Here is a 24,771-nt window from a genome sequence, read left to right as displayed (position 1 = left end):
CGCGAAACTGTCAAACCATCTGGCGGATCACGTCAAACCATTTGGCGCGCTACAAGGTTGATGGCTGAATGGCGGATCACAGCCATGCTTGTCCCGTCCATGCATTGTTCCACATGCCCGTGCGTGTGATCCCCGAGGGGGAAGAACTTCAATGCATTGATAAACAACGGGGAAATTGGCGGACCCGAATGGATTCGAACCATCGGCCTCTGCCTTCGGAGGGCAGCGCTCTATCCAGCTGAGCTACGGGTCCATCGCCTGCGGAAGCGGACCATAGCGCAAGGCTTTGGCCAACGCAAACACTTCGCGCAAAGAAAAGTCTCATTCCGAACAAGGCGTCCGCTCAGGCCACGTCCAGGCGCGACACGCGCAGCGCGGCCAGGAAATCGGTGAAGGTGTCGCCCTGGATGGCGATGTGGCGTTTGGTGACGTCGCGCGCGGCGTCGGAATCCCCGGCGACGATGGCCTGAACAATCGCGTCATGTTCAGCCCAGGATCGCCGCATCCGGCCCGGATGGCGCAGTTGCAGGCGGCGATAGGACGACACCCGGTTCCGCAAGCCCCGCGTCATCTCTTCCAGATGGCGGTTGTGGCTGCCGACATAAATGGCGTCGTGGAATTCGCGATTGGCCTGGTAATAGGCCTCGACGTCGCCATTCTCGCTGACCGCCTTGCAGCGCTCGTGCAGGGCCAGCAGGTTGGCGTGGTCGGCGGCGGTCATCCGGCGGGCGCACAGCTCGGCGCACAGCGATTCCAGATTGGCCATCACCTCGAACATCTCGACGATGCTCTCCACGCTGAGCGTCGCCACAACCGCGCCCTGTCGGGGCCGCATTTCCACCAGCCCCGCCGAGGCCAGTTGCGCCAGCGCCTCGCGCACCGGGGTGCGGGAGACGCTGAAGCGTTCGGCGAGCGCGCTTTCCTCCAGCCGGGAACCGGGAAGCAGGCGACCCGACGCGATGTCCTCCTCAATCAGATCGCGCAGTTGGTCGGCGCGATTCTGCTTGGGTTCGGCGCGTTCGCTCACGCTCTCGTTCATGGTCATGCTGACTCCTGTTTCCTCTGCGGCGCGGATTTTAGCCGATCTCGCGTTTCAAGAATACACAAACGCAAAAACAATTGCCATGCCCAACAAAGTTTGGCATACATAAAGAACGATATCGCATGCAAGAATCCATAAACGCGATACAGGAGGAAGCCCATGACGTTCCCCCCCGCCGCCGACCCGCACCGCTGACTGGTCCCTGACCAGCGCCACCAGCCCATGGATCTGCGGGACGACCCGCAGCATCGCCATTTTCGTGTTTCCACAGGCCCGCCCCACGCCGCCGCTGACACAGCGCCGCCGCTCCGGCAGGTCCTGCTGACTGGAAAGGTCTGCACCATGATCGTTTCGCGACGCGCCCTGGTCGGCGCCGCTCTGGCCGCCCCCGCCATCATCGCCGCGTCCCGCCTGGGTTGGGCGGCGGACGCCCGCACGCTGAAAATCTCCCACCAATTCCCCGGCGGCACGCTGGAAGAGGGCGATTTCCGCGACCGCCTCACCCGCCATTTCGCCGCCGAAGTGGAAAAACGCACCGCCGGAACCCTGCGGTTCGAGATCTACCCCAGCTCCTCGCTGATGAAGACGCTCGCCCAGTTCAGCGCGCTGCGGAAGGGGGCGTTGGATCTGTCGTTCTACCCTATGCCCTACGCCGGAGGCGAGGTGCCGGAGGCGAATTTGGGTCTGATGCCCTGCCTCGTCACCAGCTACGAGCAGGGACGCCGCTGGCGCACCGCGCCGATTGGTCAAGAGTTGACCCGGATCATGGATTCCAAGGGCGTCAAGCTGCTGACCTGGATGTGGCAGGCGGGCGGCACGGCGTCGCGCGCCGGGGCGGTGATGAATCCCGACGACGTGAAAGGCATGAAGATCCGGGGCGGCAGCCGCGAGATGGACATGATGCTGAAGGCGGCGGGCGCGGCGGTCAGCACCATCCCGTCGAACGAGCTGTACGCGGGCATGCAGACCGGCGCGGTGGACGCGGCGATCACGTCGTCCACCAGCCTGATTTCCTTCAAACTGGAAGAGCTGAGCAAGCATCTGACGGTGCCCAAACAGCACAGCTATTGGTTCATGCTGGAACCGTTGATGATGTCGAAGACCATCTTTGATTCCCTCACCCCCGACCAACAGAAGGTGGTCGAGCAGGTCGGGCTGGAGATGGAGAATTTCGGTTATCCCGCCGCGCAGGCGGACGACTCCCGCATCGCCCAGATCTACGGCAAGGCCGGGGTCGCCACCGCCGACATGACGGCGGACGCGGTGCGGCGCTGGACCGACATCGCCCGCGAGACGGCTTGGAAGGATTTCGCCGAACGCACCAAGGACGGCGCCCGGCTGCTCAAGCTGGCGGAGCAGGTCTGATGTCCGCCGCCGAGCGCAACCTCATCTTTGGCGGAGCCAGCGGGCCGGTGGTCCGCGCGCCGTCTCTGCGGTTGATCGGCGCGGCGCTCGCCTTCGTCAACCGCGTCGTCGTCGTGCTCGCCTCGGTCGCCGTGGTGGCCGCCGGAGCGGTGCTGACGCACGAGGCGGTGACGCGCTACGCCTTCCATCACGCCGCCGACTGGCAAGATGAAATGGCGGTGTTCCTGCTGGTCGGGGCCACCTTCATGTCGGCGGCCTGGGTGCAGGCGCGGCGCGGCCATGTCGCCATCGACGCGCTCGCCGATCTGCTGCCGCCCGCCGTGGACCGCGTCCGCCGCTTCGCCGCCGACGTGGCGTCCTTCGGCTTTTGCGCCTTCTTCGCCTGGAAATCCTGGAGCCTGTTTCACGAGGCGTGGGAGGACGGGATGGTGACGCAATCCTCCTGGGCGCCGCCCTTGTGGATTCCCTACTCCTTCATGGCGGTGGGCATGTCGCTGCTGGCGCTGCAAATTCTTCTGCAAATCCTGGACAGCCTGCTGTCCGACGGGGAGGCCGGGTGATGGGCGCGTTGGAACTGGGTCTGATGTATGGCGCGGCGACCTTCGGCGTGCTGTTTTCCGGGATACCCATCGCCTTCGCCCTGGGGCTGGTGGCGACGCTGTTCATGATGATCTTCATGCCCGCCGCCGCGCTCGACACCGTGGCGCAGAATGTTTACGAGGAAATGGCCAGCATCACCCTGCTGACCATCCCGCTGTTCATTCTGAAGGGCGCGGCCATCGGCAAATCGCGGGCGGGCGCCGATCTTTATTCGGCCTTGCACGCCTGGCTGCACAAGGTGCCGGGCGGTTTGGGCGTCGCCAACGTCTTCGCCTGCGGCCTGTTCGCCGCCATGGCGGGATCCAGCCCGGCCACCTGCTCGGCCATCGGCAGCGCGGGCATCCCGGAAATGCGGCGGCGCGGCTATTCCGGCGGTTTCGCGGCGGGCATCATCGCGGCGGGCGGCACGCTGGGCATTCTGCTGCCGCCCTCGATCACCATGATCCTCTACGCCGTGGCGGCGGAGCAATCGCTGGGGCGGCTGTTCCTGGCGGGCATCGGGCCGGGCCTGCTGATGGTCGTGCTGTTCGCCGTCTACGCCGTGGCCCGCTTCCGCAAGGAAAAGCGGATGGCGTTGAGCGAAGGCCGGTTGGACTCGCCGCTGCTGAAGGAAGAGAATTTCACCACGCGGGAAAAGCTGTCGTCGCTGCCGCGCGTGCTGCCCTTCGTCATTCTGCTGACCGGCGTGATGGTGGCGCTGTATGGCGGCTTCGCCACGCCATCGGAAACGGCGGGGCTGGGCGGGGTTCTGGCCTTGGCGCTGGTGGCGGTGGTCTATGGCGCGCATCGGTTGGACCAGTTCGGGCCGATGCTGACCTCGACCCTGCGGGAATCGACGATGCTGATGATGATTATCGGCATGTCGCTGCTCTATTCCTACGTCATGAGCTATCTGCACATCAGCCAGAGCGCGGCGGAGGCCATCGTCGCCTTGCATCTGTCGCGCTGGGTTCTGTTGGCCGCCATTCTGGTGATGGTGGTGGTGTTGGGCTTTTTCCTGCCGCCGGTGTCGATCATCCTGATGACCGCGCCGATCATCCTGCCGCCGCTGCGCGCCGCCGGGTTCGATCTGATCTGGTTCGGCGTCATCATGATGGTGGTGATGGAAATGGGGCTGATTCACCCGCCGGTCGGGCTGAACATCTTCGTCATCAAAAACATCGCCCCCGACATCCCGCTGAAGGACGTCATCTGGGGAGTCATGCCCTTCGTCGGCCTGATGATCCTGTGCGTGCTGCTGCTCTGCTTCTTTCCGGGGATCGCCACGGCCTTGCCGGGCTGGGTTTACGGGGCCTGACCGCCCGCTCCCTCGAAAACCACTCGGCTAAAGGCCACCATCGTTCAAGGAGCGCCATCGTGGCAACCCGTCTTTCCCCGCGCCGCTTCATCGCGGGCGCCGTCTTCACCCTGGCCGCTTTCGGCGCGGCCTTCGCCCCCGCCGCCGCGCAGGAGCGCGCGACCATCGCCAACCGGGTCGAACTGCATTCGATCCCCTCGCTGACCCTCAGCGACGCGCAATTCCTCACCGGGGACAGCGCCAACGCGGTTCCCGTCACCGTCACCGGCGAATTCCGCGTGGCGCAAGGGGAGGGTCGCTTGCCGGTCGTCGTGCTGATGCACGGCTCCGGCGGCATGGGGCCGAACATCGAAATGTGGGCGCGGCTGCTGAACGCGCAAGGCGTGTCCACCTTCGCGATTGATGGTTTCACCGGGCGGGGGCTGGTCTCCACCTCCGCCGATCAAGCCAAGCTTGGCCGTCTCAACCTCATCCTCGACATCTACCGTTCGCTGGAGATTCTGGCCAAGCACCCGCGCGTCGATCCGCAGCGCATCGTGCTGATGGGCTTCTCGCGCGGCGGGCAAGCCGCCTTCTACGCCTCGCTCGCCCGTTTTCACGCTTTGTGGAACCATTCGGGAGCGGAGTTCGCGGGCTACATCCCCTTCTACCCGGATTGCGCCACCCGCTACATCGACGATCTGAAGTCGGTGGCCCGTCCGATCCACCTCATTCATGGGGCGGCGGACGATTACAACCCGCTGCGGACCTGCGCCGCCCAGGTGGAGCGTTTGCAAAAGGCCGGGGCCGCCGTCACCCTGACCAGCTACCCCGACGCCCATCACGGCTTCGACACGCCGCTGAGCGACGGCCCGGTGGTTTCGGCCTCCGCGCAAACAGTGCGGGAATGCAGCATCGAGGAGCGCGCGCCGGGGCAGTTGATAAACACCGCGACCAACGCCCCCTTCGCCTACACCGACGCGTGCGTCCAGAAAGGCCCGCAGGTCGGCGGCAATCCGGAGGCGCGCGCGGCGGCGCAAAAGACTGTGGTTGACCTGATCCTGTCGCTTGTCAAAAAAGGCTGAATCGGCACGGGGAGACGCCCATCTCCCCGCTTTGAAGGGAAACGACCCATTATGAGCGAGAATTTTTACGACATCGTCGCGGCGCGCTTCCCGGCCAACCCCGCCGCTCCCTTCTTGGAATTGGCGTCGGGGACCGTCCTCAGCTACGCCGACCTCGCCGCGACCAGCGCCCGTTACGCCCATCTGTTGAGCGAGCTTGGCGTGGTCAAGGGCGACCGGGTGGCCGTGCAGGTGGAGAAATCGGCGGAAGCCGTCTTTCTTTATCTGGCCTGCCTGCGCGTCGGCGCGGCCTATCTGCCGCTGAACACCGCCTACACCCGCGCCGAAGTCGCCTATTTCCTGACCGACGCCGCGCCGCGCGTCTTCGTGTGCTCCCCCGCCGCCGCCGAAGGGCTGCGCGACACGGCGAACGAGGCTGGGGTCGGCGCGCTGCTGACGCTGGGGGCCGCTGGCGAGGGCAGTTTGACCGAGCGCGCCGCCGGAAAGCCGACCGGCTTCGACACCGTGGCGTGCGCGGCGGGCGATCTGGCGGCGATCCTCTACACCTCGGGCACCACCGGACGGTCGAAGGGGGCGATGCTGACGCACCGCAATCTGGCGTCCAACGCGGCGACGCTGCACCGTTTGTGGGGATTCCAGCCCGACGACGTGCTGCTGCACATGCTGCCGATCTTCCACACGCACGGCCTGTTCGTCGCCATCAATTGCGTGCTGATGAACGGCTCCTCCATGCTGTTCCAGCCGAAATTCGACCCCGACGTGGTGTTTCGCCTGCTGCCGCGCGCCACCATGATGATGGGGGTGCCGACCTTCTACACCCGCCTGTTGGCCGACGACCGCCTGACCCGCGACGCGACGGCGCACATGCGGCTGTTCATCTCCGGCTCCGCCCCGCTGCTGGCCGACACCCACCGGGAGTTTTTCGAGCGCACGGGCAAGCCGATCCTGGAGCGTTACGGCATGACCGAAACCGGCATGCTGACCAGCAACCCGTTGAGCGGCGAGCGCGTTCCCGGCACCGTCGGCTTTCCGCTGCCCGAGGTCTCCGTCCGCGTGGCCGACGAGAAGACCGGCGAGCCGATCGCCACCCCCGGCGCCATCGGCGTCATCGAGGTGAAGGGGCCGAACGTCTTCATCGGCTATTGGCGGATGCCGGAAAAGACGGCGCAGGAGTTCCGCGCCGACGGCTATTTCATCACCGGCGACGTCGGCAAGATCGACGAGCGCGGCTATGTCCACATCATCGGGCGGGCCAAGGATCTGGTGATCTCCGGCGGCTTCAACGTCTATCCCAAAGAGGTTGAAACGGTGATCGACGCCATCGACGGCGTGGTCGAATCCGCCGTGATCGGCGTGCCGCACCCCGATTTCGGCGAGGCGGTCATGGCCGTCGTCCTGCGCAAGCCGGGGGTGGACGCGCTGGACGAGGCGGCGGTGGTGCGCGCCTGCAAAGAGCAGCTCGCCAACTTCAAGGTGCCGAAGGCCGTCGTCTTCACCAACGAACTGCCGCGCAACACCATGGGCAAGGTGCAGAAAAACCTGTTGCGCGACGCCCACAAGGACCATTTCGACAAGCGGGCGGCGTGATCGGGCGCCGCCGCAACGGGGGAGCGGCATGATGGACGGATCCTTTTTCGGCGATCTTCTGCAAACCATCGCCGACCGGGGGCGGGCGCTGGTCGGCCTGTCGCGCGGCGACGGCGCCGACAGCCCCCCGCAGGATCTGATCGGGTTGTGCGACGCCCTGCTGTCGGGGCGGGGCGAGGCGTCGGGCGTGGCCCTGGCCCAGGAGATCCTGACCCGCTACGCGGCGGCGGATGGGGCTGAGCGGCAACGCTTTCTGGCGGCCTTGGCCGAGCGGTTCGGCCCCGACCGCAAGCGGCTGGAGCAGGCCATCGCCGCCTGGACCGCCGATCCCGACGACCGCCGGGCGATTGACCTGCACGTCGCCGCCGAACCCCGGCGGCAGGAGCTGATCCGCCGCCTGAATCTGGCCCCCGGCGGCACCCACAGCCTGGTGCGGATGCGCGAGGAGGCGTTGCGCCACGCCGCGTTGATTCCCGGCTTCGACGCGATGGACGCCGATTTCGCCCATCTCTTTTCCAGTTGGTTCAACCGAGGCTTCCTGGTTCTGCGGCGGATCGACTGGTCCACCCCGGCCAACATTCTGCACAAGATCATCCGGTACGAGGCGGTCCACGCCATCCATGATTGGGAGGATCTGCGCCGCCGCCTGGAGCCGCCCGACCGCCGTTGCTTCGCCTTTTTTCACCCGCAACTGGTCGATGAGCCGCTGATCTTCGTGGAGATCGCGTTGACCGACGGCATCGCCTCGTCCATCGCGGAGCTGTTGTCGGAAGACCGCAAACCGATGCCGACGGCGCAGGCGACGACGGCGATTTTCTATTCGATCTCCAACTGCCAGGACGGCTTGCGGGGCATTTCCTTCGGCAATTTCCTGCTGAAACAGGTGGTGCAGGAGCTGAGCCGGGAACTGCCCGGCCTGACCAACTTCGTCACCCTGTCGCCCGCGCCGGGCTTCGCCGGGTGGCTGGCCAAGGAACGCGCCAAAGAGTCGGGCATGCTGAGCGCGGAGGAAAAGACCCGCCTGACGGCGCTCGACGGCGACGGCTGGCACCGCGACCCGGCGGTGGTGGAGGCGCTGTCCCCGCTGCTGCAAAGCGTCGCCGCCCGCTATTTCCTGAAGGCGCAGGGAGCCAACCGGCGGCCCGTCGATCCGGTGGCGCGCTTCCATCTGGGCAACGGCGCCCGGTTGGAGCGGATCAACCCGATGGCCGACCTGTCGGCCAAGGGGCTGAAGCAGTCCCACGGCGTGATGGTCAATTATCTCTATGACCTGCGCCACATCGAACGGAATCACGAATCCTACGCCGAAGGCGGCAAGGTCGCGGCCTCCACCGCCCTGCACAAGCTGGTGAAGAGCGAAACCGGAACGGCGGTGGCCGCCGCCTGAGGCAAGCCGACCAGAGCGGTACAGAAAAAAGCGTTACCAGTAACGCCATTGGTACAGAAACGCCCGGCGCGCGGAGAAAAACTTCGCGCGGCGGGCGTCCTTTTGGTCTTCCGGCCCCCTCGGCAATCGGCTAAAAGAACGGTGCAACGCCGTTTTAGGGGGATTCGATGGCCAACCCGACCGCCGTGGCCGCGACCAAGCGCCAAAAGCCGCGCGCCGAAAAACCGGTACAGAATTCAGCCGCCAGCGGCGCCCGCTGGGTGGTCTACAGCGCGCCGAAGGGTGGGGTCGGCAAAACGACGAGCTGCAAGAACACCGCCGTCGCGGCGGCGCGCGACGGCATGCGGGTGGCCACGCTGGATTTCGATCCGCAACGCACGCTCAGCCAGTGGCACGATCTGCGCCGCCCGCACGACGTCGCCCGCGTCGATCATTACGAAGGCTCGTTGGACGATGTGGAACGGGCCTTGGCCCGCATCGACGCCAGCGTCTATGACGTGGTGTTCATCGACACGCCGCCCTCGGTCGAGCTGTTTCCCGAAAGCGTCAAGATCCTGCTGCGCCGGGCCGATCTGGTGCTGGTGCCGACCGGCGTCGGGCGTTTCGACAAGATGAGCGTCATCCCCTGGATGGGCTTCCTGCGCGATTATGGCCGACCGGCGGCCTTTCTGCTGAACCGGGTGAAACGGCGTTCGGTCAGCCTGCGCGAAGCCAAGCTGGAGTTGGGCCGGGTCGGTCGTCTGGTGCCGCACGAGGTGCCGGACATCGAGGACATGCACCGGGTGGACGACATCGGTTGCTCCATCGTCGACGTCGGCACGGTCAACGGGGCCGACGAATGTTTGGGGGCTTGGTATTTCGTGCGGCACGAGTTGGGACTGTGAGCATGGCGAACGTCAAATCCTTCATCAAGAAAGCCGCCGCCGCGCCGAAGGCGCCGCCCGTCAGCGGCGAAACGCCGACGCGCCCCGCGCCCACCACCGTTCAGCAAAGCTCCGCCCGCCCACCGTCAACCTTGCCGCCGTCAACCCTGCCGCCATCCAAGGGCGACCGCCGGGCGACGGACATCAGCGACGCCATTGTGCCCTGCCGCACCCGCGAGGAGTTCGCGCAGGAAATCCGCTATCACTGGAACCGCAGCCGCAAGGAATTCCTGTCGATTGGCCGTTATCTGAACCGCGCCAAAGACACTTTGCCCCATGGCGAGTTCGAGGCGATGATCGTCAGCGACATGCCGTTCTCGGTGGAAACCGCCTACCGCTTCCGCGCGGTGGCGGAGGCCATCGACACCGGGCGCCTGACGCTGGAGATGTTGCCGGGGGCGGAAAGCGTCGCCTATCAGATCGTCACCATGAAGCCCGACGAGTTGGAGCGGGCCAAGGCGGTCGGGCTGATCCGCCCGGACGTCACCCGTCGGCAACTGATCGACTTCAAACAATCGCTGCGCCCGGCCAAGACCGAAGCGGCGCCGGATCGGCGCAAGACGCTGCTGGCGGACTACGCCCGCTGCAAAGCCAAGCTGGCCGAGATTCGGGCGGAATTGCTGCGCGACCATGGCGTGGATCCCGAACGGGAAAACAGCGCCGTCACCATCGACCTGGAGGCCGAAAAAATCGGCTGAGCGGGCGCGACGCGGACACGCCAAAACACCGCTGTCCGATCATCCTCGCCGTGACGTCCCGGATCGCGGGAGCCTGTCACGGCAAGGAAATGATCGAGCGGTCGTCAGAGCCGAACGGAACGCGTCACGCGATCCTGCGGCTTATCAACAATCGGTCCGCCGCAAGTCTCAACGGAGCGAGCCACGGCTGTCCATCTCGCTGGTCTGGAACGGAGCCGGACTCTGTTCCGCCTGCATGACCGGGCTGTCCGACGGGGCCAGCCCCAACCGACCACGGGCGAAGTTCAGAAAGTTCAAGGCCTTGGCCTCTTCGCCCTGAGCGGCGAGGGACTGCGCCATCACGATGTAGTTGTTGGCGAGGTCACGGTCGTTGCGCTCAAGCTGGGCCGACACGGCGGCGGCCTTGGTGTCCGCCAACACGCTGTCAAAGCTGGCGGCGAAGGCCGAACCCGAGGTCAAAACGGCGAACGACAGGGCGGCGGCGGCGATGGTGCGAGAAAACATGGTGGTGTCCTTTTCAAGATGATGGTGCGGCGACGCCCCTCATTGGGAACGCGTCGCGCTTGATAAAAACGATGCTTCAGAGGGAGAGAGCGGCCTTACTGAGCCGCGAGGCGCTCTTGACGGGACAGGCCGAGCTTGCCCCGGGCGAAGGTCAGCAGGCTGAGCGCCTTGGCCTCGTCGCCCTGCTTGGCCAGCGATTCCGCCATCACGATGTAGCTGTTGGCGAGATCGCGGTCGCTCCGTTCGGCCTGAACGGCGGTGACGGCGAGAGCGGCGGTCTTGGTCTCGGCCAGCAGGTTGTCGAAATTGCTGCTGGCGAAGGCGGCGCTCGAAGCGAAAACGGCAAGCGACAGGGTGGCCGCCGTAAGCGTGCGAACGAACATGATGTTTTCCTTTTCAACGCGGCGCCCCAATGGCGGGGCGGAGTTCTGTGCGCCGTCGGCTGCGCCTTGGCGGTGAAGACATATTTAGTCGTTCATCGGGCGGGGATAAATCTGACTGTCGCGACAACTCTATTCGCATCTGCACAACAATCCCGAGGGAATAAACCGATCCGTCCCCCGCGTTGACGCGCCGCGCCGCGCCCCCCTATGATCGTCTACGAACACAAACGCGCGGAGCGCATGTTCCAATCCGCACAGGCGCCGCCCGAAAAATCAAACCACGAACCATCCGACAGGGAGCCTCCACCATGACCGAACAACGCTGGCCGACCGACCTTTTGGGCCAGGATTTCGCCGGCAAACGCGTGCTGGTGACGGGCAGCAGCCGGGGCATCGGCGCGGCGGTGGCGGGCGCCTTCGCCGAACTGGGGGCGCGGGTGGCGATCCATGGTCGCGATGAAACGGCGGTGGCCGCGTTGGCCAGCCGCATCGGTCGCGGCGTGATCCCGCTGACCGGCGATTTCGCCGACCGGGCGCAGACGCGCGGCGTGGTGGAGCGGGCGGTTCAAACGCTCGGCGGGTTGGACGTCCTCATCAACAACGCCGGAACCATGTTGGGACGGGTGGCGTTGGCCGACATCGACGATGATTTCCTGCAACAGCAGTTCGACTTGAACGCCGCCTCCGCCCTGATCGCCAGCCGCACGGCGCTGCCCGCCTTGATCGCGTCGCGCGGGGCCATCGTCAACACCGGCTCGATCTCCGGCCGGACCGGCGGCAGCCCCGGTTCCTCGCTCTACAGCGCCGCCAAGGCGTTCCAGGCCAGCCTCGCCCGGTCGCTGGCCACCGAACTGGCGCCGCACGGGATTCGGGTCAACGCCGTGTCCCCCGGCACCATCGCCACCGATTTCCACGACCGCTACTCCACCCCGGAAAAGCTGGCGCAAACGGCGGCGCGCATCCCGTTGAAACGGCTGGGCGCGGCGGAGGATTGCGTCGGCGCTTATCTGTTTCTCGCCTCGAACCGACTGGCCGGTTACATCACCGGGCAGGTGATCGAGGTGAATGGCGGGCAGTTTTTCGGCTGACGCGACGGCATCCGGCAGGGGGTGGTTATTCCGCAAAATGCTAATGGAATTGTTCCAAACATGCAGATTGCCAAAACCAGCCCCGCGTGATTCTCAAAATGCGACAAACCGCCCGGCAAAGGGCGATCGCGCGCCGATTTTTCACCGCGCATCTTCTGGCGTGATTTTTGAACAGAAAGGCGATCAAAGACAATCAAGCGAAAGACCGACATCGTCGGCACGCGGGTGGAGTGATGGTGATGACAAAAAGCGCCCAACAACACGCATCTCTGGCAAGCACCTTCGCCAATTTGCAAACCGCAACCAAGGTCTACGCTGGCTTCGGCCTCACCTTGTGCCTGCTGGTCGGGTTGGGCGCGGTGTCTTGGACGGGGCTGAAGGCCAGCGAAGGCGCCATGCGGCAATTTTCAGCCCAGACCAGGACAGCCAGTCTGCTGGGCGAAGCCGACACCGACATGTCGGACGCCCTGAGCGCCGCGCAAGAGTTCATAGCGACCGGACGCGAGGACGCGCCCGCAAGCTTCCACAAATCGCTGGCCCAGTTTCAAGAGCGTCTGAAAATGGTCGGCGAGCGCATGGAGTTGGCCGACAACCGTCGGCTGGCGACAGAAGCCATGGCGTTTGGCGGCCAATTCTCCAAGGATTTTGATCGTCTGGTCGCTCTGCGCCACGAGCGGGAGGGGCTGGTCACGTCCATCGTCAACAAATTGGGCGCTCAAATCCGAACCGCCTTCAGCGAAACGGTTCAGCTTGAAAAACGCGGCGGCAGCCTGGACCGCACCGTCATCGTCGCCGGATTCAGCGAACAGTTTCTGTTGACCCGCGTCCTCGTCGCCCGCTTCATCGCCGAACACCGCGCGGAAGATTTGATCCGGATCCGCTCGGATTTGACCGCTTTGCAGGCAAAGGTAACGTCGCTGCAATCCGGCCTTGGCGATGAACAGCCATCCAAGGCGAAACTGGCGGACATTATCCCAGAACTGCCAAATTATGTCGCCGGCATCGAAAAAATCACCGCCTTGGACGCGGACATTCGCGCCGTTCGCGAAGAAACCATGGAGCAGAACGGACGGGCCGCGAATGAGCGGATCAGCACGATCCGTCAGAACGCCATGGCCGATCAAGAAAGGCTGCAAAGCATGACCGACGCCGCAGTGTCCTCGGCCAAAAGCTTGGGGCTGGTGGTGACGGTGGCGGCGCTGCTGCTGGGCGGTTTGCTGGCTTGGTTGATTTCGCGCGCGATCACCCGTCCTTTGGCTGGCATCACCCAGGCGATGGGCCGCTTGGCGCAAGGTGATCTGGCGATTGACGTCACCAACACGCAGCGCCGCGATGAAATCGGCGCGTTGGCCCGCGCCCTGGAGATCTTCAAAATCAACGCCCAAGAGATGAAGCGTCTGGAGGCCGAACAGGCCGCCGCCGAACAACGGGCCGCCGCCGAGCGCAAACAGGCGATGATGCGGTTGGCCGACAATTTTGAAGGCGCGGTTCAGGGCATTGTCGAGACGGTGGCCACCGCCGCGACCGGGATGCAGCGCGCCGCCACCGCTTTGTCCACCACCGCCACCCAGGCCAGCGAACGATCCACCATCGTCGCTGCGGCGTCCGAACAGGCGTCGGTCAATGTGCAGACGGTGGCCTCGGCAACGGAAGAGTTGTCGGCCTCCATCGGTGAAATCGGCCATCAGGTCGAAACCTCGACCCGCATCGCCGAACAGGCGGTGTCCGACGCCGAGAGGGCCAACACCACCATTCAGGGGCTGGTCGTCGCCACCGAACAGATCGGGCAGGTGGTGGAACTCATCAGCGGCATCGCCGCGCAAACCAACCTTCTGGCGCTGAACGCCACCATCGAGGCGGCCCGCGCGGGCGAAGCGGGCAAGGGCTTCGCCGTGGTCGCCAGCGAGGTCAAAGCGTTGGCGACCCAGACCTCGCGCGCCACCGACGAGATTCAGAGCAAGGTGCAAGAAATCCAGGTCGCCACCGGCGGCGCCCGCATGGCGATTGGCGGCATCGGCCAAATCATTGGCCGGATGAGCGAGATCGCCACGACCATCGCCGCCGCCATCGAAGAGCAAGGGGCGGCGACCCGCGACATCGCCAGCAACGTGACCCAAGCCGCGCATGGCACGGAAGAGGTGTCGTCCAACATTGTCGGCGTGTCCAACGCGGTCCAGCAGACCGGGGCCGCCGCCAGCGACGTCCGCACCACATCCGAAGCCCTGGCGGTCGAAGCCGACCGTCTGCGCCGCGAGGTCAGCGCCTTCATCGCCACGGTGCGCAGCGCGTGACGGTTGGAGGTCCTCCTCCGTCCAAAGCGGCAACCCCGCTGACGGAAACGTCAGCGGGGTTTTCCGTCACCGGCGTTCCGCGCCTTGATCCAGTTGGCCTTGATCCAGTTGGCCTTGATCCAGTTGGAAGAACCCGACCAGCGCGCGCAGCTCCGCCGCCTCGCCCGCCATCGCGTGGGCGGCGGCGGTGGTTTGTTCGACCAACGCCGCGTTCTTCTGAGTCATCTCGTCCATCTGCGCCACGGCGGCGTTGATTTCGTCCAACGAGGTCGCTTGTTCGCTTGACGCGTTCGCCATGTCGGCGATCAACGCCGCCACGTCGCGCACGCCGGACACAATGCCCTCCAACGCCCCGCCCGCCTTCTGCACCAGTTCGACCCCCGTCTTGACCTGCCCGTCGCTGTCCAGGATCAAGCCCTTGATCTCCTTCGACGCTTGCGCCGAACGCTGGGCCAGTTGCCGGACCTCCTGCGCCACCACGGCGAAGCCGCGCCCGGCGTCGCCCGCCCGCGCGGCCTCGACCGCCGCGTTCAGCGCCAGCAAATTGGTTTGAAAGGCGATCTCGTCGATGACGCCGATGATGTCGGTCATCTTGCGGCTGGCCTCTTCAATCCGCTTCATGGCGCCGACCGCCGACACGGCCACCGTTCCGCCCGCTTGGGCCGAGCCGCGCGCCTCTTCGGCCATGCGGTTGGCGCGCTGGGCGCTGTCGGCGTTGGATCGTACGGTGGATGACAATTGCTCCATGCTGGCGGCGGTTTCTTCCAGGCTGCTGGCCTGCTGTTCGGTCCGTTCCGCCAGATCCGACGACCCCATGGAAATTTCCGACGACGCGGTGCTGATCGTTTCGGCGGCGACGGCGATGCGGGCCACGATGTCGGCCAACCGCTCCGCCGTGCTGTTGGCGTCGCTCTGGATGCGCGCGAACATGCCGCGATGGTCGCCGCTGACGCGGGCCGACAGGTTGCCGGTCGCGAGGTCCTCCAGAAACGTCACAACATCCTGAAGCGACAGGGCCGCCGTTTCCGACAGGCTGTTCATGCTGCGCGCCAGTTCCAGCATGAAGCCGTCCTTGCCCGTCAGATCGATCCGCTGAGCAAAATCGCCAGCGGCGGCGGCCTGGACCATCGCCGCCACCTCGCGCTCGATCCTCAACTCTTGGGTGACGTCGCGCCATTCCACGGCGGTGCCGTGACGCATGCCCTGTTCGTCCATCACCGCCGTGGCGATCAGGTTGAAGCTGCGCCCGCCCACCGTGATCCGGGCGTGGCGCGAGCCGTTCAAGGTCGCCAACAATTCCCGTTGCATGGCCGGATTCTCAAGCAGAGCGTCGGCGCGGAAATGCGGAAGCTGCTGGCGGATGTCCGCCTCGGCGTTGCGGAACATGTCCAGCACCGCCTGGTTCATGTAAACGACCACGCCGTTGGTGTCGGCCATCATCGTGTTGGCCGACACGTTGTCGAGCGCGGTCTTGATCCGCATCGCCGCCACCCCAGCGCCGCGAATGTCATGGATGGCGCGCGCCAGCGCGCCAACCTCGTCGCCACGATCATCGCCCGGCACCGTCGCGTGGACGTCGCCAGCCGCGATGCGTTCGGTCGCCCGAGTCAGGCCGCCGATGGCGGTGGTGATGGAGCGGACCACCAGCAAACCGATCAACAGCGCCAACCCTGACCCCAGCACGGCCAGCGCCAGCACGATGGCGAAGGACGTCCGCGCCGCGTCGGCTTCGCGCGCGGCGAAATCCTGCAAATCCTGGGCAAGCCGGTCTTCGACCCGCTTCATCGCGTCAATGCGCGCCGTGGTTTCCCGGAACCAGACCGGGGCCTGCACGCCCTTCAAATCGCCGCCGACGCCCGCATCCAACGCCAGTTTGCGCAGCGCCGTCACGTTGTCCTGAGCGGCCCCGGCCACCGCGTCGCGAAACAGCGCCGCTTGATCGCCGTTGGCGACGTTCAGGAAGACCGAGAAAAACGTGTCCTGCGCCGCGATCAACGACGCCAGCCGTTGATACAGCGCCGCGTCGAACCGCCCAGCGGCGAAGCCGGCGGCGCCGGTGGCGCGCTCCAGCCCGGCTCGCTCCTTGCCTTGGGTCAGGGCGATGTAGGCGACAAGCGGATCCTTCAGGGCCGCGTGGTGGGTGACGCGGCTGATCTGATACGCGGAATCCAGCAACCCGCCAATCACCCGGCTGTAATAGGCGGTGGCGTCCAGCCCCTTGATCGCCAAGCGGTCGATGTCGGCGCGTTTCCCGGCCAACGCCGTGAGTTCCGCTTCGGAATCGGCGATCGCCTTCAGGAATCCGTCGAAAGCCTCATTCCCGCGCAAGGGTTTCAGCGCGTCGCGCAGGGCGGTGATGGCGACGTCGGACTGGGCGCGCTGAGCGTTCAGCTCCGGCCCGAACTGCTTGCCGCCGCCGCCCAGAAACAGGGCGCTCCCGCCGCGCTCCTTCTGCAACTCGTGCGACAGAGCGCCGATGCGGGTGGTGGCGTTGACCAGCGTCCGCAAGGTGGCGATGGTCGCCATGTCACGCCCACGTTCACCAATCACCGCCGCCGACAACAGGACCAACGCCAGAATGGAGGCGGCCAAGGCCGCCAGAACTTGACGGCGCAACGGCCAGTTGGAAAGGCGAACAGCCATGGCGACGTCCTGCGATTGGTTCAGGGTTGGGCGGATCAGCCTGGGATGATCCGCCTGGGATTGAAGCCCCGCCTTGACGGGAATCAAATCACCTTAACCCGAAACTCGCGATCCTGCGCCTCTGGGGGCGCCCCTTATTCCGCCGCCAGACTTAGGGCGGCGCCCGCGTGATCCAGCGCCTGCGACAGGTCGGCCAGCAGGTCGGCGGGGGTTTCCAGCCCGATGGACAGGCGGATCAGACCGTCGGAAATGCCGTACAGCGCGCGCTCTTCCGGCGTGTAGGTGGAATGGGTCATGCTGGCCGGGTGCTGGACCAGGGTTTCGGCGTCGCCCAGGCTGACGGCGCGGGTGACGAGGCGCAGCGCGTCCATGAAACGCAACCCACCGGCGTAGCCGTCGGTCAATTCAAAGGCGATCATGCCGCCGAAATCGCTCATCTGGCGCTTGGCCACCGCGTGCTGCGGGTGGCTGGGCAGGCCGGGGAAATGGACGGCCTTGACCGCCGGATGGGCGGCGATGAGATCGGCGGCCAGCCGGGCGGAGGCGCAATGACGCTCCATCCGCAATTCCAGCGTCTTCAGCCCGCGCAAAATCAGGTTGGCGTCGGACGCCGACAGCACGGCGCCGGTCATGTCCTTCAGCCCGACCATGCGGATGCGGCCCAGCAACTCGGCCCCGCCGATCACCGCGCCCGCCGTCAGATCGCCATGGCCGCCGAGATATTTGGTGGCGGAATGAACGACCAGATCGGCCCCCAGCTCCAACGGGCGTTGCAGCAGCGGCGTGCAATAGGTGTTGTCCACCATCACCAGCGCGCCACGACGATGCGCCACAGCGGCGACGGCGGCGATGTCGACGACGCGCATGTTGGGATTGGCGGGCGTCTCGAAATAGACCACGCGGGTCTGGTCGGACAGCGCCGATTCCAGATTGGCGACGTCGGTCAGATCCACATGGGTGACGGTGACGCCAAAGCGCGCCAGCCCGTGGCGCAGGAAGGAAAAGGTGCAGCCATACAGGGTCTTGTCGACGATCACCTCGTCGCCCGGCTGGACGATGGTCCACAGCGCCGAGGTGATGGCCCCCATGCCCGACGCGGTGGCCAAGGCCGCTTCGCCGCCCTCCAGGATCGCCAGCCGCTCTTCCAGCAAATTCAGCGTCGGGTTGCCAAGACGGGTGTAGATGTAGCCCTTGCCCTCTCCGGCGAAACGCTGGCCGCCGGTGGCGGCGTCGGGGAAGGCGAAGGTCGAGGTCATGTAGACCGGCGGCACCAGCGCCCCATTGTGCTGCATCGGGTCATAGCCATGGTGGATGGCGCGGGTGGCGAAACCAACGGCGGGCGATGACGGCTTGAGCGACGACGACATGGGAAGCCTCGTGATGCGGGGAGGGACGCGGACGCCCCCATCATCGCAAGGGGCGGGCCAAGCGCGGAAAAGCGGGGGTTTTGGGGGAATCAGACGAGCTTGGCGTAAGAAATTCCTTACAGGCGCGACGCGGATTTTGTGAAATCCCGGCTTTCCCATGGGCGGACGCGGGTGTAAGAAATTTCTGACGCTGTAAGGAATTTCTGACAATGATGCTCGACATTCGTGGCGAAAACCGGCTTGGCATCACCAGCGAGATCTTGGCGGTCATCGCCCGCGCCGGGTTCGACCTGCGGCGGCTGGAGGTGGAGACCGGCCATGTCTACGCCCATGTGCCCGGCCTGCGCGACGCCGACCTGCCGCGCCTGCGCCTGGCCCTGGAATGGATCCCCGGCGTCCAATCCGTGGCGGCGATCGACGCGTTGCCCGGCGACCGGCGGCGCGAGGCGCTGGAAACGCTGGTCGCGTCCTTCCCCGACCCGCTGCTGGTGGTCGCGCCCGATGGCGGGATCGCGGCGGCCAACGCGGCGGGGCAAGCAATCATCGGTCCGGCGATCATCGGCCCGTCGGCCAAACTGCCCGCCGCCATCGCCGCCCGGCTGCGCGCCGACGCGGGCGGCGGATCGCTGGCGTTGACCGTCGATGGCCGGGCCTATCTGGCCGAGCTGGTGGCGACGAAAGCGGAGAAGAACGAGCAAAAGGGCGGCGGCTGGCTGGTCATCTTCCGCGCCTCGCAACGGATCGGGCGGGAGTTGGCCTTGGTCGGGCCGGGGGAAAGCGGCACGCTCGACCGCATCGTCGGGGAATCGCCGTTGATCGCCCAGGTCAAGGACCGCGTCCGCCGCTTCGCCGACGTCGAGGCCCCGGTCCTGATCGGCGGCGAAACCGGCGTCGGCAAAGAGCTGGTGGCCCGCGCCATCCACGGGGCCGGATCGCGCCGCGCCGCGCCCTTTCTGGCGCTCAACTGCGCCGCCTTGCCGGAAAATCTGGTGGAAAGCGAGCTGTTCGGCTACGCCCCCGGCGCCTTCAGCGGCGCGACGCGCGACGGCAAGCTGGGGCTGTTGGAGCTGGCCGACGGCGGCGTCCTGTTCCTGGACGAAATCGGCGAGATGTCGCCCTATGTCCAATCCAAACTGCTGCGTTTTCTGGAAGATGGAACCTTCCGCCGGGTGGGCGGCAAGCAGGAGCGACGGGTGTCGGTGCGCATCCTGTCGGCGACCCACCGCGACCTCGCCCGCCTGTGCGGCGATGGCCGGTTCCGCGAGGATCTGCTCTACCGCCTGTCGGTGCTGCGGGTCGATGTTCCGGCGCTGCGCGAACGGCGGGAGGACATTCCGGGCTTGGTGGACCGCTTTCTCGGCGGCGCGGCGGCGCAGATCGGCCGCCCCAAGCCGCGCCTGACCGCACAAGCTCTGGAGCGGCTGACCAACCATGGCTGGCCCGGCAACGTGCGCCAATTGCAGAATGTGGTGTTCCGCACCCTGACCCTCGCCGACGGGCCGGTCATCGGGCTGGAGCATCTCGACCTCAGCCGCGACGGGCGGAGCGGCGGCGACGAGGGGGCGAACGAAGGCGACCTCCCCCCCGATTGGCAGACCGCGCAGCACCGGTTCGAGGCCGATTTGCTGCGCCGCCTGTGGCCGCTCTACCCATCGAGCCGCAAGCTGGCGGCCCGGCTGGGCGTGTCGCACACCACCATCGCGCAAAAGCTGAAGGCGGCGGGGATCACGCCCTGAGGGCGGTGGACGCGGCTCACCGCTCCTCGTCAAACACGACTTGGCCGTTGACCGCGTAGAGGTGGCAGTCTTCTTTCTCGCTGCGCTGCTGGCACTGCTCCAGCGCCGCCTCGCGCGCGTCGTCGTCGGACGCCCGGCCCCAAACGGCGGCCCAGACGCCGCTGGGGGTCAGGGCGATGGCCTTGTGGTCGGGGTTGCGCTGGTAATTCGCCATCCCAACCTCGCGCGTGCGGTCGGAGACGAAGGGCACCAGTTCGGGATCGAAACGCCCGCTGCCGGGAATCGCCACCGGGGTGGCCTTAAAGCCGATTTTCGGATCGAACAGCACGGCATCGCCGACGGCGTAGAGCGCGCAAGGCTCCTCCGCGTTGAACTGGCAATATTGCAGGGCGCTGCGCTTCACGTCCTCTTCGCTGCGGCTGTTCGTCTTGTTGGAGAAATAGGCGTAGTTGCCGCGCTGGGAAATCGCGATGGCCTTCGGGCTGGGCAAATCCGGGTAGCGCGCCAGCGCGTCGCGCGCCTTGGCGGGCAGATAGGGGATGGCCGACACGTCCAAACGCCGCGCCAGGGCCGGGGGCGGAGATGGGGGCGCCGCCAACGCCGCGACCACCGGCGGGGGAGGGGCGGGCGGTGTCGCGGGCGTGGACAGCTCCACCGGCGCGGCGGGCGGCGGCACGGGAGACGCCGAAGAGGAGGAGGGCGGGGCGGCGGGAATGGAGGGAACGGCGGCGACCCGCGCCACCGCCGTCGGGCCGTTCAATTCCGCGATCTTGGCCTCGGCGATGGCGGCGAAGGCGCCTTGCGGGAATTGGCGGAGATAGGCCTCGAACATGCGGGGATTGGCGCTGGTCTTCACGCTGTCCCAAAAGACCATTTCCTTGTCCGCCGAGGCGGGCGCGGCGGCGGCGGGCGGCGCCGTCACCACCGTGGTCGGTCCCAGAAAGTAAAAGCGCCCTTCGATGGGGGAGGCCGACACCCAGGGCTGTTGCGCCCCGCCGGTGTTGCGCTTCACCGTCACGCCGACGTCGTTGAAGACGTCGAACACGGTGTCGCCGGGCTTGGACACCGCCTTGGCCAGCGCCTCGGTGTAGGGGCTGTTGGCCCCGTCGCCGTCGGCGGCGACCGCGCCCGGCTGGGTGGCGTAGGCGATGATCGTTCCGGCGGGGGCCTGCATCTGCGCCAACCCCGACGACACCGACCGCAACCCGCGCCCGCCGAACGGGTTGTTGCGGCAGGCGTCCAGAATGATGATGTTCAACCGGCTTTCCGCCAGAGTCATCTCGTCCAGCACGACGCTGACGTCGATCAACTCATAACGGACGTCGGCTTCTTTGGTCAGGTTGGCCGAGACGGGCAGCAGAAAATTGCTGCCGCGCACCTGCACGCCATGCCCGGCGTAATAGAACAGCCCGACGTCGGCCCCGGCCAGCCGCGCGCCGAATTTGCGGATCGCCTGCTCCGTCCCCGTCTTGTCGAGATCGAGTTGGGCCGACCCGCCAATCAGCTCAAACCCCGCCTTGGCCAGAGTCTCGCCGATCACCCGCGCGTCGTTGACCGGGTTGGGCAGCGGGGGCGCGTGCTGGTAGGCGCTGTTCCCCAACACCAGGGCGACCCGCCGCCCCTCGGCCCAAGCGGGGGCGACCCACATCGCCAGCAACGGCAGCAGCAGCACGGCGACCCGTTTCAATGTTCCCACGGTCACGTTTTCCCTGGATCAGACAGCCCGCTCCATACTGCCAAATTCCATGGGCTTATGGCTGGACAAAATCACAGCCCCGCGTATGCGGGGGGCCATGATTCTCCAGCCTTGTTGTCCGCTCCCACAACCAGACGGCTGGAGTCGGCAAGGCCGGGCGTCTACGCCGCGACCGCACCCGGCGGGGACGCCGCGCGCAGCAGCATGCCGAACAGGTCGCGCGGTTCGTCGGGGTCGGCCAGCATGTCCAGTTCCTGATACAGGCCGGTGCCGACGATCTGGTCGCGGACGTAGCGCAGGGCGGAGAAATCCTCCGTCGCGAAGCCCACGGAATCGAACAGGGTGATCTGGCGGGCGTCGCGCCGCCCCTCCGCCGCGCCGGTCAGCACCTGCCACAGCTCCGTCACCGGGTAATCGGCGGGCAATTGCTGGATTTCGCCCTCGATCCGGGTTTGCGGCGGGTATTCCACGAAGATGTCGGAGCGCAGCAGGATGTCGCGGTGCAGCTCCGTCTTGCCGGGGCAATCGCCGCCGACCGCGTTGATGTGGACCCCGGCACCGACCATGTTGTCGGTCAGGATGGTGGCGTATTGCTTGTCCGCCGTCACCGTGGTGATGATGTGGGCGCCCTCCACCGCCTCTTGCGCGCTGCGGCAGGTGGTGATGGAAAAGCCCAGTCCGGCCAGATTGCGGGCGCATTTCGCCGTGGCGTCGGGGTCGATGTCGTACAGGCGCAGCTCGCGGATCCCCAGCAACGCCTTGAAGGCCAAGGCCTGGAATTCCGATTGCGCGCCGTTGCCGATGATCGCCATGCAGGAGGCGCCGCGCGGGGCCAGCGGCTTGGCCGCCACCGCCGAGGTCGCCGCCGTGCGCAGCGCCGTCAGGATGGTCATTTCCGTCATCAGCACCGGATAGCCGGTGGCGACGTCCGACAGCACGCCAAAGGCGGTGACGGTCTGGCGGCCTTCGCGCGTGTTCTTCGGGTGGCCGTTGACGTATTTGAAGCCGTAATTGCGGCTGTCGCTGGTCGGCATCAGCTCGATCACGCCGTCGGCGCTGTGGGAGGCGACGCGCGGGGTCTTGTCAAAGGCGTGCCAGCGGCGGAAATCCTCTTCGATGCAGACCGCCAGTTCGGTCAGAAAGCGTTCGACGCCGATTTTCAGAACCAGCTTCATCATGTGATCGACGCTGACGAAGGGAACGATGTTCAGATTGGGGATCATGATTCAAAGGCTCCGCGCGGGGTAATCCAGGATGCGGCGGCCCAGCAGGCTCGCCACGAGATCGACCAGCGCGTGGGCGCTCTTGCCCCGCTCGTCGAGGATGGGGTTCAGTTCGACGATGTCCAGCGAACCGACCACGCCCGAATCATGCAGCATCTCCATGATGAGATGCGCCTCGCGGTAGGTCGCCCCGCCCGGCACGGCGGTGCCGACGGCGGGCGCGAAGGACGGGTCGAGGAAATCAATGTCCAGGCTGACGTGCAGATGGCCGTTGACCGCCTGGACCTTTTCGATGATCCGGCGCAGCAGGGCGGCCACGCCATACTCGTCGATCAGCCGCATGTCGGCGACGTCCACGCCGCGTGCCCGCAACAACACCCGTTCGCCATGGTCGAGCGAGCGGATGCCGAACAGATGGACTCGCGTCGGATCGACCGGCGCGCGGAAGGCGTCCGGCACGATGCCGTCGAACCCCTCCTCCCCGCACAGAAAGGCGGCGGGCATGCCGTGGATGTTGCCCGACGGCGAGGTCGTCGGCGTGTTGAAATCGCCATGCGCGTCGAGCCACAGCACGAACAGCGGACGCCCCGTCTCGTTGCAATGGCGGGCGACGCCGGAGACCGAGCCGATGGACAGGCTGTGGTCGCCGCCCAAAAAGATCGGAAAGGCGCCGTCCCGCATCATGCCGTAGGAGCGTTCGGCCAGCGCGTGGCACCAGCCGGTGATCTGGGCGCGGCGGTCTTTCGGATCGGTTCCCTCGGGCAGCGGCTTGGGCGACAGATCGCCCAGATCGCGCACGGCGAAGCCCAATTCCTCCAGCGTGTCCAGCAGGCCGACCATGCGCAGGGCCGCCGGTCCCATGGAGGCGCCCTTCTGCCCGGCCCCGACATCCACCGGGACGCCAAGAAGCTGGATCGGGGGGCGCGTCGCGTCGTCCGGCATGGTCATCCTCGTCTCTCCTCCGCGCCGCAGGGCTGGGCGCTTGATTGGCCTGCCCTACAGTATCGCGGGCGAAGGAGGCGATAAAAAGCCAGGAAACTGCCAAAAATGAGCAGGCTTTTTGACATTCTGAGAAGCCTGATTTATCAGATTGGCATGGACGATCTTGATTACCGTCTGCTGTCGCTGCTGCGCGCGGATTCCCGCCGCTCCGTCGCCAGCCTCGCCGACGAGTTGGCCGTGTCGCGCGCCACCGTGCGCGCCCGCATCGACCGGCTGGTGGCGGAGCATGTCATTCTGGGCTTCACCGTCACCGTGCGGTCCGGCGCGCAAGGCCAGGCGCTGCGCGCCATCACGATGATCGAGGTGGAAGGCCGCGCGGCGGAAAGCGTGGTGGCGCGGCTGAACGGCTTCCCGGAGGTGCGGACGCTCTACACCACCAACGGGCGCTGGGACATCATCGCGGAGATCGAAACCGACACGCTGGAAGGCTTCGACGACACCCTGCGCCGGATGCGGCAAATCCCCGGCATCGCCTCCACCGAAACCAGCATCCTGCTGTCCGCCCGCAAATCCACCGTGGGGGGATGACGGGCTGGCCCTCTCCCTCTCCCTCTCCCAGAGGGAGCTACGGCATTCACACATCTTTTTCTTGCTGCAATCAATTGAAATGAAATGGATTTTCCGTCATCCCCGCGCAGGCGGGGATCCAGAGTTTGCCAGACGAACCCTATGGGTAAGTCTGGATTCCCGCCTGCGCGGGAATGACGGAGAAAAGTTCTTTTTCTTCCAATGAGTTGCCTAAACCGAAGATGTGTGAATGCCGTGGCGCAAAGGGGAGAGGGCGGCGAAGCTTGGCGCCCCCAAGCCGCTGCGATGCGCCGCACTTGTCAGGCGGGCGGGTTGGTGGGACAGTGCGGCCCGCCGCCGACCAGGGG

The 24,771-nt window shown here is 66.2% G+C and carries 21 protein-coding genes and 1 tRNA gene; 12 read left to right on the top strand and 10 right to left on the bottom strand.

Annotation, left to right across the window (positions count from 1 at the left end; genetic code table 11):
- Nucleotides 1–176 precede the first annotated feature (176 nt).
- The 3 genes from ACODS4_RS23580 to ACODS4_RS23570 form a co-directional block, all read right to left on the bottom strand.
- Nucleotides 177–253, bottom strand: a tRNA-Arg gene (locus ACODS4_RS23580).
- 90 nt (nucleotides 254–343) lie between these two features.
- Complete coding sequence (locus ACODS4_RS23575) at nucleotides 344–1,045, bottom strand: GntR family transcriptional regulator (RefSeq protein ID WP_488868115.1); 702 nt, start codon at nucleotides 1,043–1,045, stop codon at nucleotides 344–346.
- Between the two features lie 48 nt (nucleotides 1,046–1,093).
- Nucleotides 1,094–1,297, bottom strand: a complete 204-nt coding sequence (locus tag ACODS4_RS23570) for a hypothetical protein (protein ID WP_488868114.1) — start codon at nucleotides 1,295–1,297, stop codon at nucleotides 1,094–1,096.
- An 87-nt stretch (nucleotides 1,298–1,384) separates the two neighbouring features.
- Here ACODS4_RS23570 and dctP point away from each other — a divergent pair, with 87 nt between their 5' ends.
- The 8 genes from dctP to ACODS4_RS23530 all read left to right on the top strand — a co-directional run bounded on the left by dctP (nucleotide 1,385) and on the right by ACODS4_RS23530 (nucleotide 9,963).
- A complete protein-coding gene (dctP, locus tag ACODS4_RS23565) occupies nucleotides 1,385–2,407 on the top strand; it encodes a TRAP transporter substrate-binding protein DctP (RefSeq protein WP_488868113.1) in 1,023 nt (340 codons plus the stop codon).
- On the top strand, nucleotides 2,407–2,967 hold the full coding sequence (locus tag ACODS4_RS23560; RefSeq protein WP_488868112.1) for a TRAP transporter small permease: 561 nt from the start codon (nucleotides 2,407–2,409) through the stop codon (nucleotides 2,965–2,967). The genes dctP and ACODS4_RS23560 overlap by 1 nt, the downstream gene beginning before the upstream one ends.
- Entirely contained in the window at nucleotides 2,967–4,304 is a 1,338-nt protein-coding gene (locus ACODS4_RS23555; protein ID WP_488868111.1) for a TRAP transporter large permease, read from the top strand. Before ACODS4_RS23560 ends, ACODS4_RS23555 begins: the two co-directional genes overlap by 1 nt.
- Nucleotides 4,305–4,363: 59 nt before the next feature.
- Nucleotides 4,364–5,368, top strand: coding sequence for a dienelactone hydrolase family protein (locus tag ACODS4_RS23550; protein WP_488868110.1), 1,005 nt, complete (start codon nucleotides 4,364–4,366; stop codon nucleotides 5,366–5,368).
- A 51-nt stretch (nucleotides 5,369–5,419) separates the two neighbouring features.
- Nucleotides 5,420–6,955 carry a malonate--CoA ligase gene (locus ACODS4_RS23545; RefSeq protein ID WP_488868109.1) on the top strand — a complete coding sequence of 512 codons (1,536 nt, stop codon included), beginning with the start codon at nucleotides 5,420–5,422 and terminating at the stop codon, nucleotides 6,953–6,955.
- A 28-nt stretch (nucleotides 6,956–6,983) separates the two neighbouring features.
- On the top strand, nucleotides 6,984–8,342 hold the full coding sequence (locus tag ACODS4_RS23540; RefSeq protein WP_488868108.1) for a malonyl-CoA decarboxylase: 1,359 nt from the start codon (nucleotides 6,984–6,986) through the stop codon (nucleotides 8,340–8,342).
- 167 nt (nucleotides 8,343–8,509) lie between these two features.
- Nucleotides 8,510–9,226, top strand: a complete 717-nt coding sequence (locus ACODS4_RS23535) for a ParA family protein (protein ID WP_488868107.1) — start codon at nucleotides 8,510–8,512, stop codon at nucleotides 9,224–9,226.
- Between the two features lie 2 nt (nucleotides 9,227–9,228).
- Nucleotides 9,229–9,963, top strand: coding sequence for a DUF3102 domain-containing protein (locus ACODS4_RS23530; protein ID WP_488868106.1), 735 nt, complete (start codon nucleotides 9,229–9,231; stop codon nucleotides 9,961–9,963).
- 168 nt (nucleotides 9,964–10,131) lie between these two features.
- Here ACODS4_RS23530 and ACODS4_RS23525 read toward each other — a convergent pair whose 3' ends face one another.
- Nucleotides 10,132–10,467, bottom strand: a complete 336-nt coding sequence (locus ACODS4_RS23525; protein ID WP_488868105.1) for a hypothetical protein — start codon at nucleotides 10,465–10,467, stop codon at nucleotides 10,132–10,134.
- Between the two features lie 95 nt (nucleotides 10,468–10,562).
- A complete protein-coding gene (locus ACODS4_RS23520; RefSeq protein ID WP_488868104.1) occupies nucleotides 10,563–10,850 on the bottom strand; it encodes a hypothetical protein in 288 nt (95 codons plus the stop codon).
- A gap of 308 nt (nucleotides 10,851–11,158) precedes the next feature.
- Here ACODS4_RS23520 and ACODS4_RS23515 point away from each other — a divergent pair, with 308 nt between their 5' ends.
- Together ACODS4_RS23515 and ACODS4_RS23510 are read left to right on the top strand one after the other, a co-directional pair.
- Nucleotides 11,159–11,938 (top strand): SDR family NAD(P)-dependent oxidoreductase, encoded by a 780-nt coding sequence (locus ACODS4_RS23515; protein WP_488868103.1) that lies wholly within the window; start codon nucleotides 11,159–11,161, stop codon nucleotides 11,936–11,938.
- Between the two features lie 233 nt (nucleotides 11,939–12,171).
- On the top strand, nucleotides 12,172–14,229 hold the full coding sequence (locus tag ACODS4_RS23510) for a methyl-accepting chemotaxis protein (protein ID WP_488868102.1): 2,058 nt from the start codon (nucleotides 12,172–12,174) through the stop codon (nucleotides 14,227–14,229).
- Nucleotides 14,230–14,295: 66 nt separating this feature from the next.
- Here the strand turns inward: ACODS4_RS23510 and ACODS4_RS23505 are convergent, their stop codons facing one another.
- Nucleotides 14,296–16,872: a methyl-accepting chemotaxis protein gene (locus ACODS4_RS23505; protein WP_488868101.1), complete on the bottom strand. Its 2,577-nt coding sequence runs from the start codon at nucleotides 16,870–16,872 to the stop codon at nucleotides 14,296–14,298.
- Nucleotides 16,873–17,006: 134 nt separating this feature from the next.
- Entirely contained in the window at nucleotides 17,007–18,239 is a 1,233-nt protein-coding gene (locus ACODS4_RS23500) for a methionine gamma-lyase (RefSeq protein ID WP_488868100.1), read from the bottom strand.
- A gap of 209 nt (nucleotides 18,240–18,448) precedes the next feature.
- Here ACODS4_RS23500 and ACODS4_RS23495 point away from each other — a divergent pair, with 209 nt between their 5' ends.
- Nucleotides 18,449–19,975, top strand: coding sequence for a sigma 54-interacting transcriptional regulator (locus ACODS4_RS23495; protein ID WP_488868099.1), 1,527 nt, complete (start codon nucleotides 18,449–18,451; stop codon nucleotides 19,973–19,975).
- Nucleotides 19,976–19,991: 16 nt separating this feature from the next.
- Here the strand turns inward: ACODS4_RS23495 and ACODS4_RS23490 are convergent, their stop codons facing one another.
- The 3 genes from ACODS4_RS23490 to rocF all read right to left on the bottom strand — a co-directional run bounded on the left by ACODS4_RS23490 (nucleotide 19,992) and on the right by rocF (nucleotide 23,842).
- The gene (locus tag ACODS4_RS23490; protein ID WP_488868098.1) at nucleotides 19,992–21,671 is read right to left on the bottom strand and encodes a caspase family protein; all 1,680 of its coding nucleotides are present in this window, start codon (nucleotides 21,669–21,671) and stop codon (nucleotides 19,992–19,994) included.
- A gap of 161 nt (nucleotides 21,672–21,832) precedes the next feature.
- The gene (gene ocd, locus ACODS4_RS23485; RefSeq protein ID WP_488868097.1) at nucleotides 21,833–22,894 is read right to left on the bottom strand and encodes an ornithine cyclodeaminase; all 1,062 of its coding nucleotides are present in this window, start codon (nucleotides 22,892–22,894) and stop codon (nucleotides 21,833–21,835) included.
- A 3-nt stretch (nucleotides 22,895–22,897) separates the two neighbouring features.
- Nucleotides 22,898–23,842: an arginase gene (gene rocF / locus ACODS4_RS23480; RefSeq protein WP_488868096.1), complete on the bottom strand. Its 945-nt coding sequence runs from the start codon at nucleotides 23,840–23,842 to the stop codon at nucleotides 22,898–22,900.
- A gap of 99 nt (nucleotides 23,843–23,941) precedes the next feature.
- Between rocF and ACODS4_RS23475 the strand changes: the two genes are divergently transcribed.
- Nucleotides 23,942–24,424, top strand: coding sequence for an Lrp/AsnC family transcriptional regulator (locus ACODS4_RS23475; RefSeq protein WP_488868095.1), 483 nt, complete (start codon nucleotides 23,942–23,944; stop codon nucleotides 24,422–24,424).
- The last annotated feature ends 347 nt before the right edge of the window (nucleotides 24,425–24,771 follow it).

The sequence above is a fragment of the Azospirillum sp. FG154 genome (genome assembly GCF_057809575.1).
Note: the sequence above shows the minus strand (reverse complement) of the source record. Positions and strands in the feature narration are given on the sequence as shown.

Coding starts and splice junctions, on each gene's coding strand:
- ACODS4_RS23495 (WP_488868099.1), top strand. CDS start 18,449: ATGATGCTCGACATTCGTGGCGAAAACCGGCTTGGCATCACCAGCGAG.
- ACODS4_RS23535 (WP_488868107.1), top strand. CDS start 8,510: ATGGCCAACCCGACCGCCGTGGCCGCGACCAAGCGCCAAAAGCCGCGC.
- dctP (WP_488868113.1), top strand. CDS start 1,385: ATGATCGTTTCGCGACGCGCCCTGGTCGGCGCCGCTCTGGCCGCCCCC.
- rocF (WP_488868096.1), bottom strand. CDS start 23,842: ATGACCATGCCGGACGACGCGACGCGCCCCCCGATCCAGCTTCTTGGC.
- ACODS4_RS23475 (WP_488868095.1), top strand. CDS start 23,942: ATGAGCAGGCTTTTTGACATTCTGAGAAGCCTGATTTATCAGATTGGC.
- ACODS4_RS23555 (WP_488868111.1), top strand. CDS start 2,967: ATGGGCGCGTTGGAACTGGGTCTGATGTATGGCGCGGCGACCTTCGGC.
- ACODS4_RS23520 (WP_488868104.1), bottom strand. CDS start 10,850: ATGTTCGTTCGCACGCTTACGGCGGCCACCCTGTCGCTTGCCGTTTTC.
- ocd (WP_488868097.1), bottom strand. CDS start 22,894: ATGATCCCCAATCTGAACATCGTTCCCTTCGTCAGCGTCGATCACATG.
- ACODS4_RS23530 (WP_488868106.1), top strand. CDS start 9,229: ATGGCGAACGTCAAATCCTTCATCAAGAAAGCCGCCGCCGCGCCGAAG.
- ACODS4_RS23510 (WP_488868102.1), top strand. CDS start 12,172: ATGGTGATGACAAAAAGCGCCCAACAACACGCATCTCTGGCAAGCACC.
- ACODS4_RS23500 (WP_488868100.1), bottom strand. CDS start 18,239: ATGTCGTCGTCGCTCAAGCCGTCATCGCCCGCCGTTGGTTTCGCCACC.
- ACODS4_RS23540 (WP_488868108.1), top strand. CDS start 6,984: ATGATGGACGGATCCTTTTTCGGCGATCTTCTGCAAACCATCGCCGAC.
- ACODS4_RS23575 (WP_488868115.1), bottom strand. CDS start 1,045: ATGACCATGAACGAGAGCGTGAGCGAACGCGCCGAACCCAAGCAGAAT.
- ACODS4_RS23560 (WP_488868112.1), top strand. CDS start 2,407: ATGTCCGCCGCCGAGCGCAACCTCATCTTTGGCGGAGCCAGCGGGCCG.
- ACODS4_RS23525 (WP_488868105.1), bottom strand. CDS start 10,467: ATGTTTTCTCGCACCATCGCCGCCGCCGCCCTGTCGTTCGCCGTTTTG.
- ACODS4_RS23505 (WP_488868101.1), bottom strand. CDS start 16,872: ATGGCTGTTCGCCTTTCCAACTGGCCGTTGCGCCGTCAAGTTCTGGCG.
- ACODS4_RS23545 (WP_488868109.1), top strand. CDS start 5,420: ATGAGCGAGAATTTTTACGACATCGTCGCGGCGCGCTTCCCGGCCAAC.
- ACODS4_RS23515 (WP_488868103.1), top strand. CDS start 11,159: ATGACCGAACAACGCTGGCCGACCGACCTTTTGGGCCAGGATTTCGCC.
- ACODS4_RS23570 (WP_488868114.1), bottom strand. CDS start 1,297: ATGGCGATGCTGCGGGTCGTCCCGCAGATCCATGGGCTGGTGGCGCTG.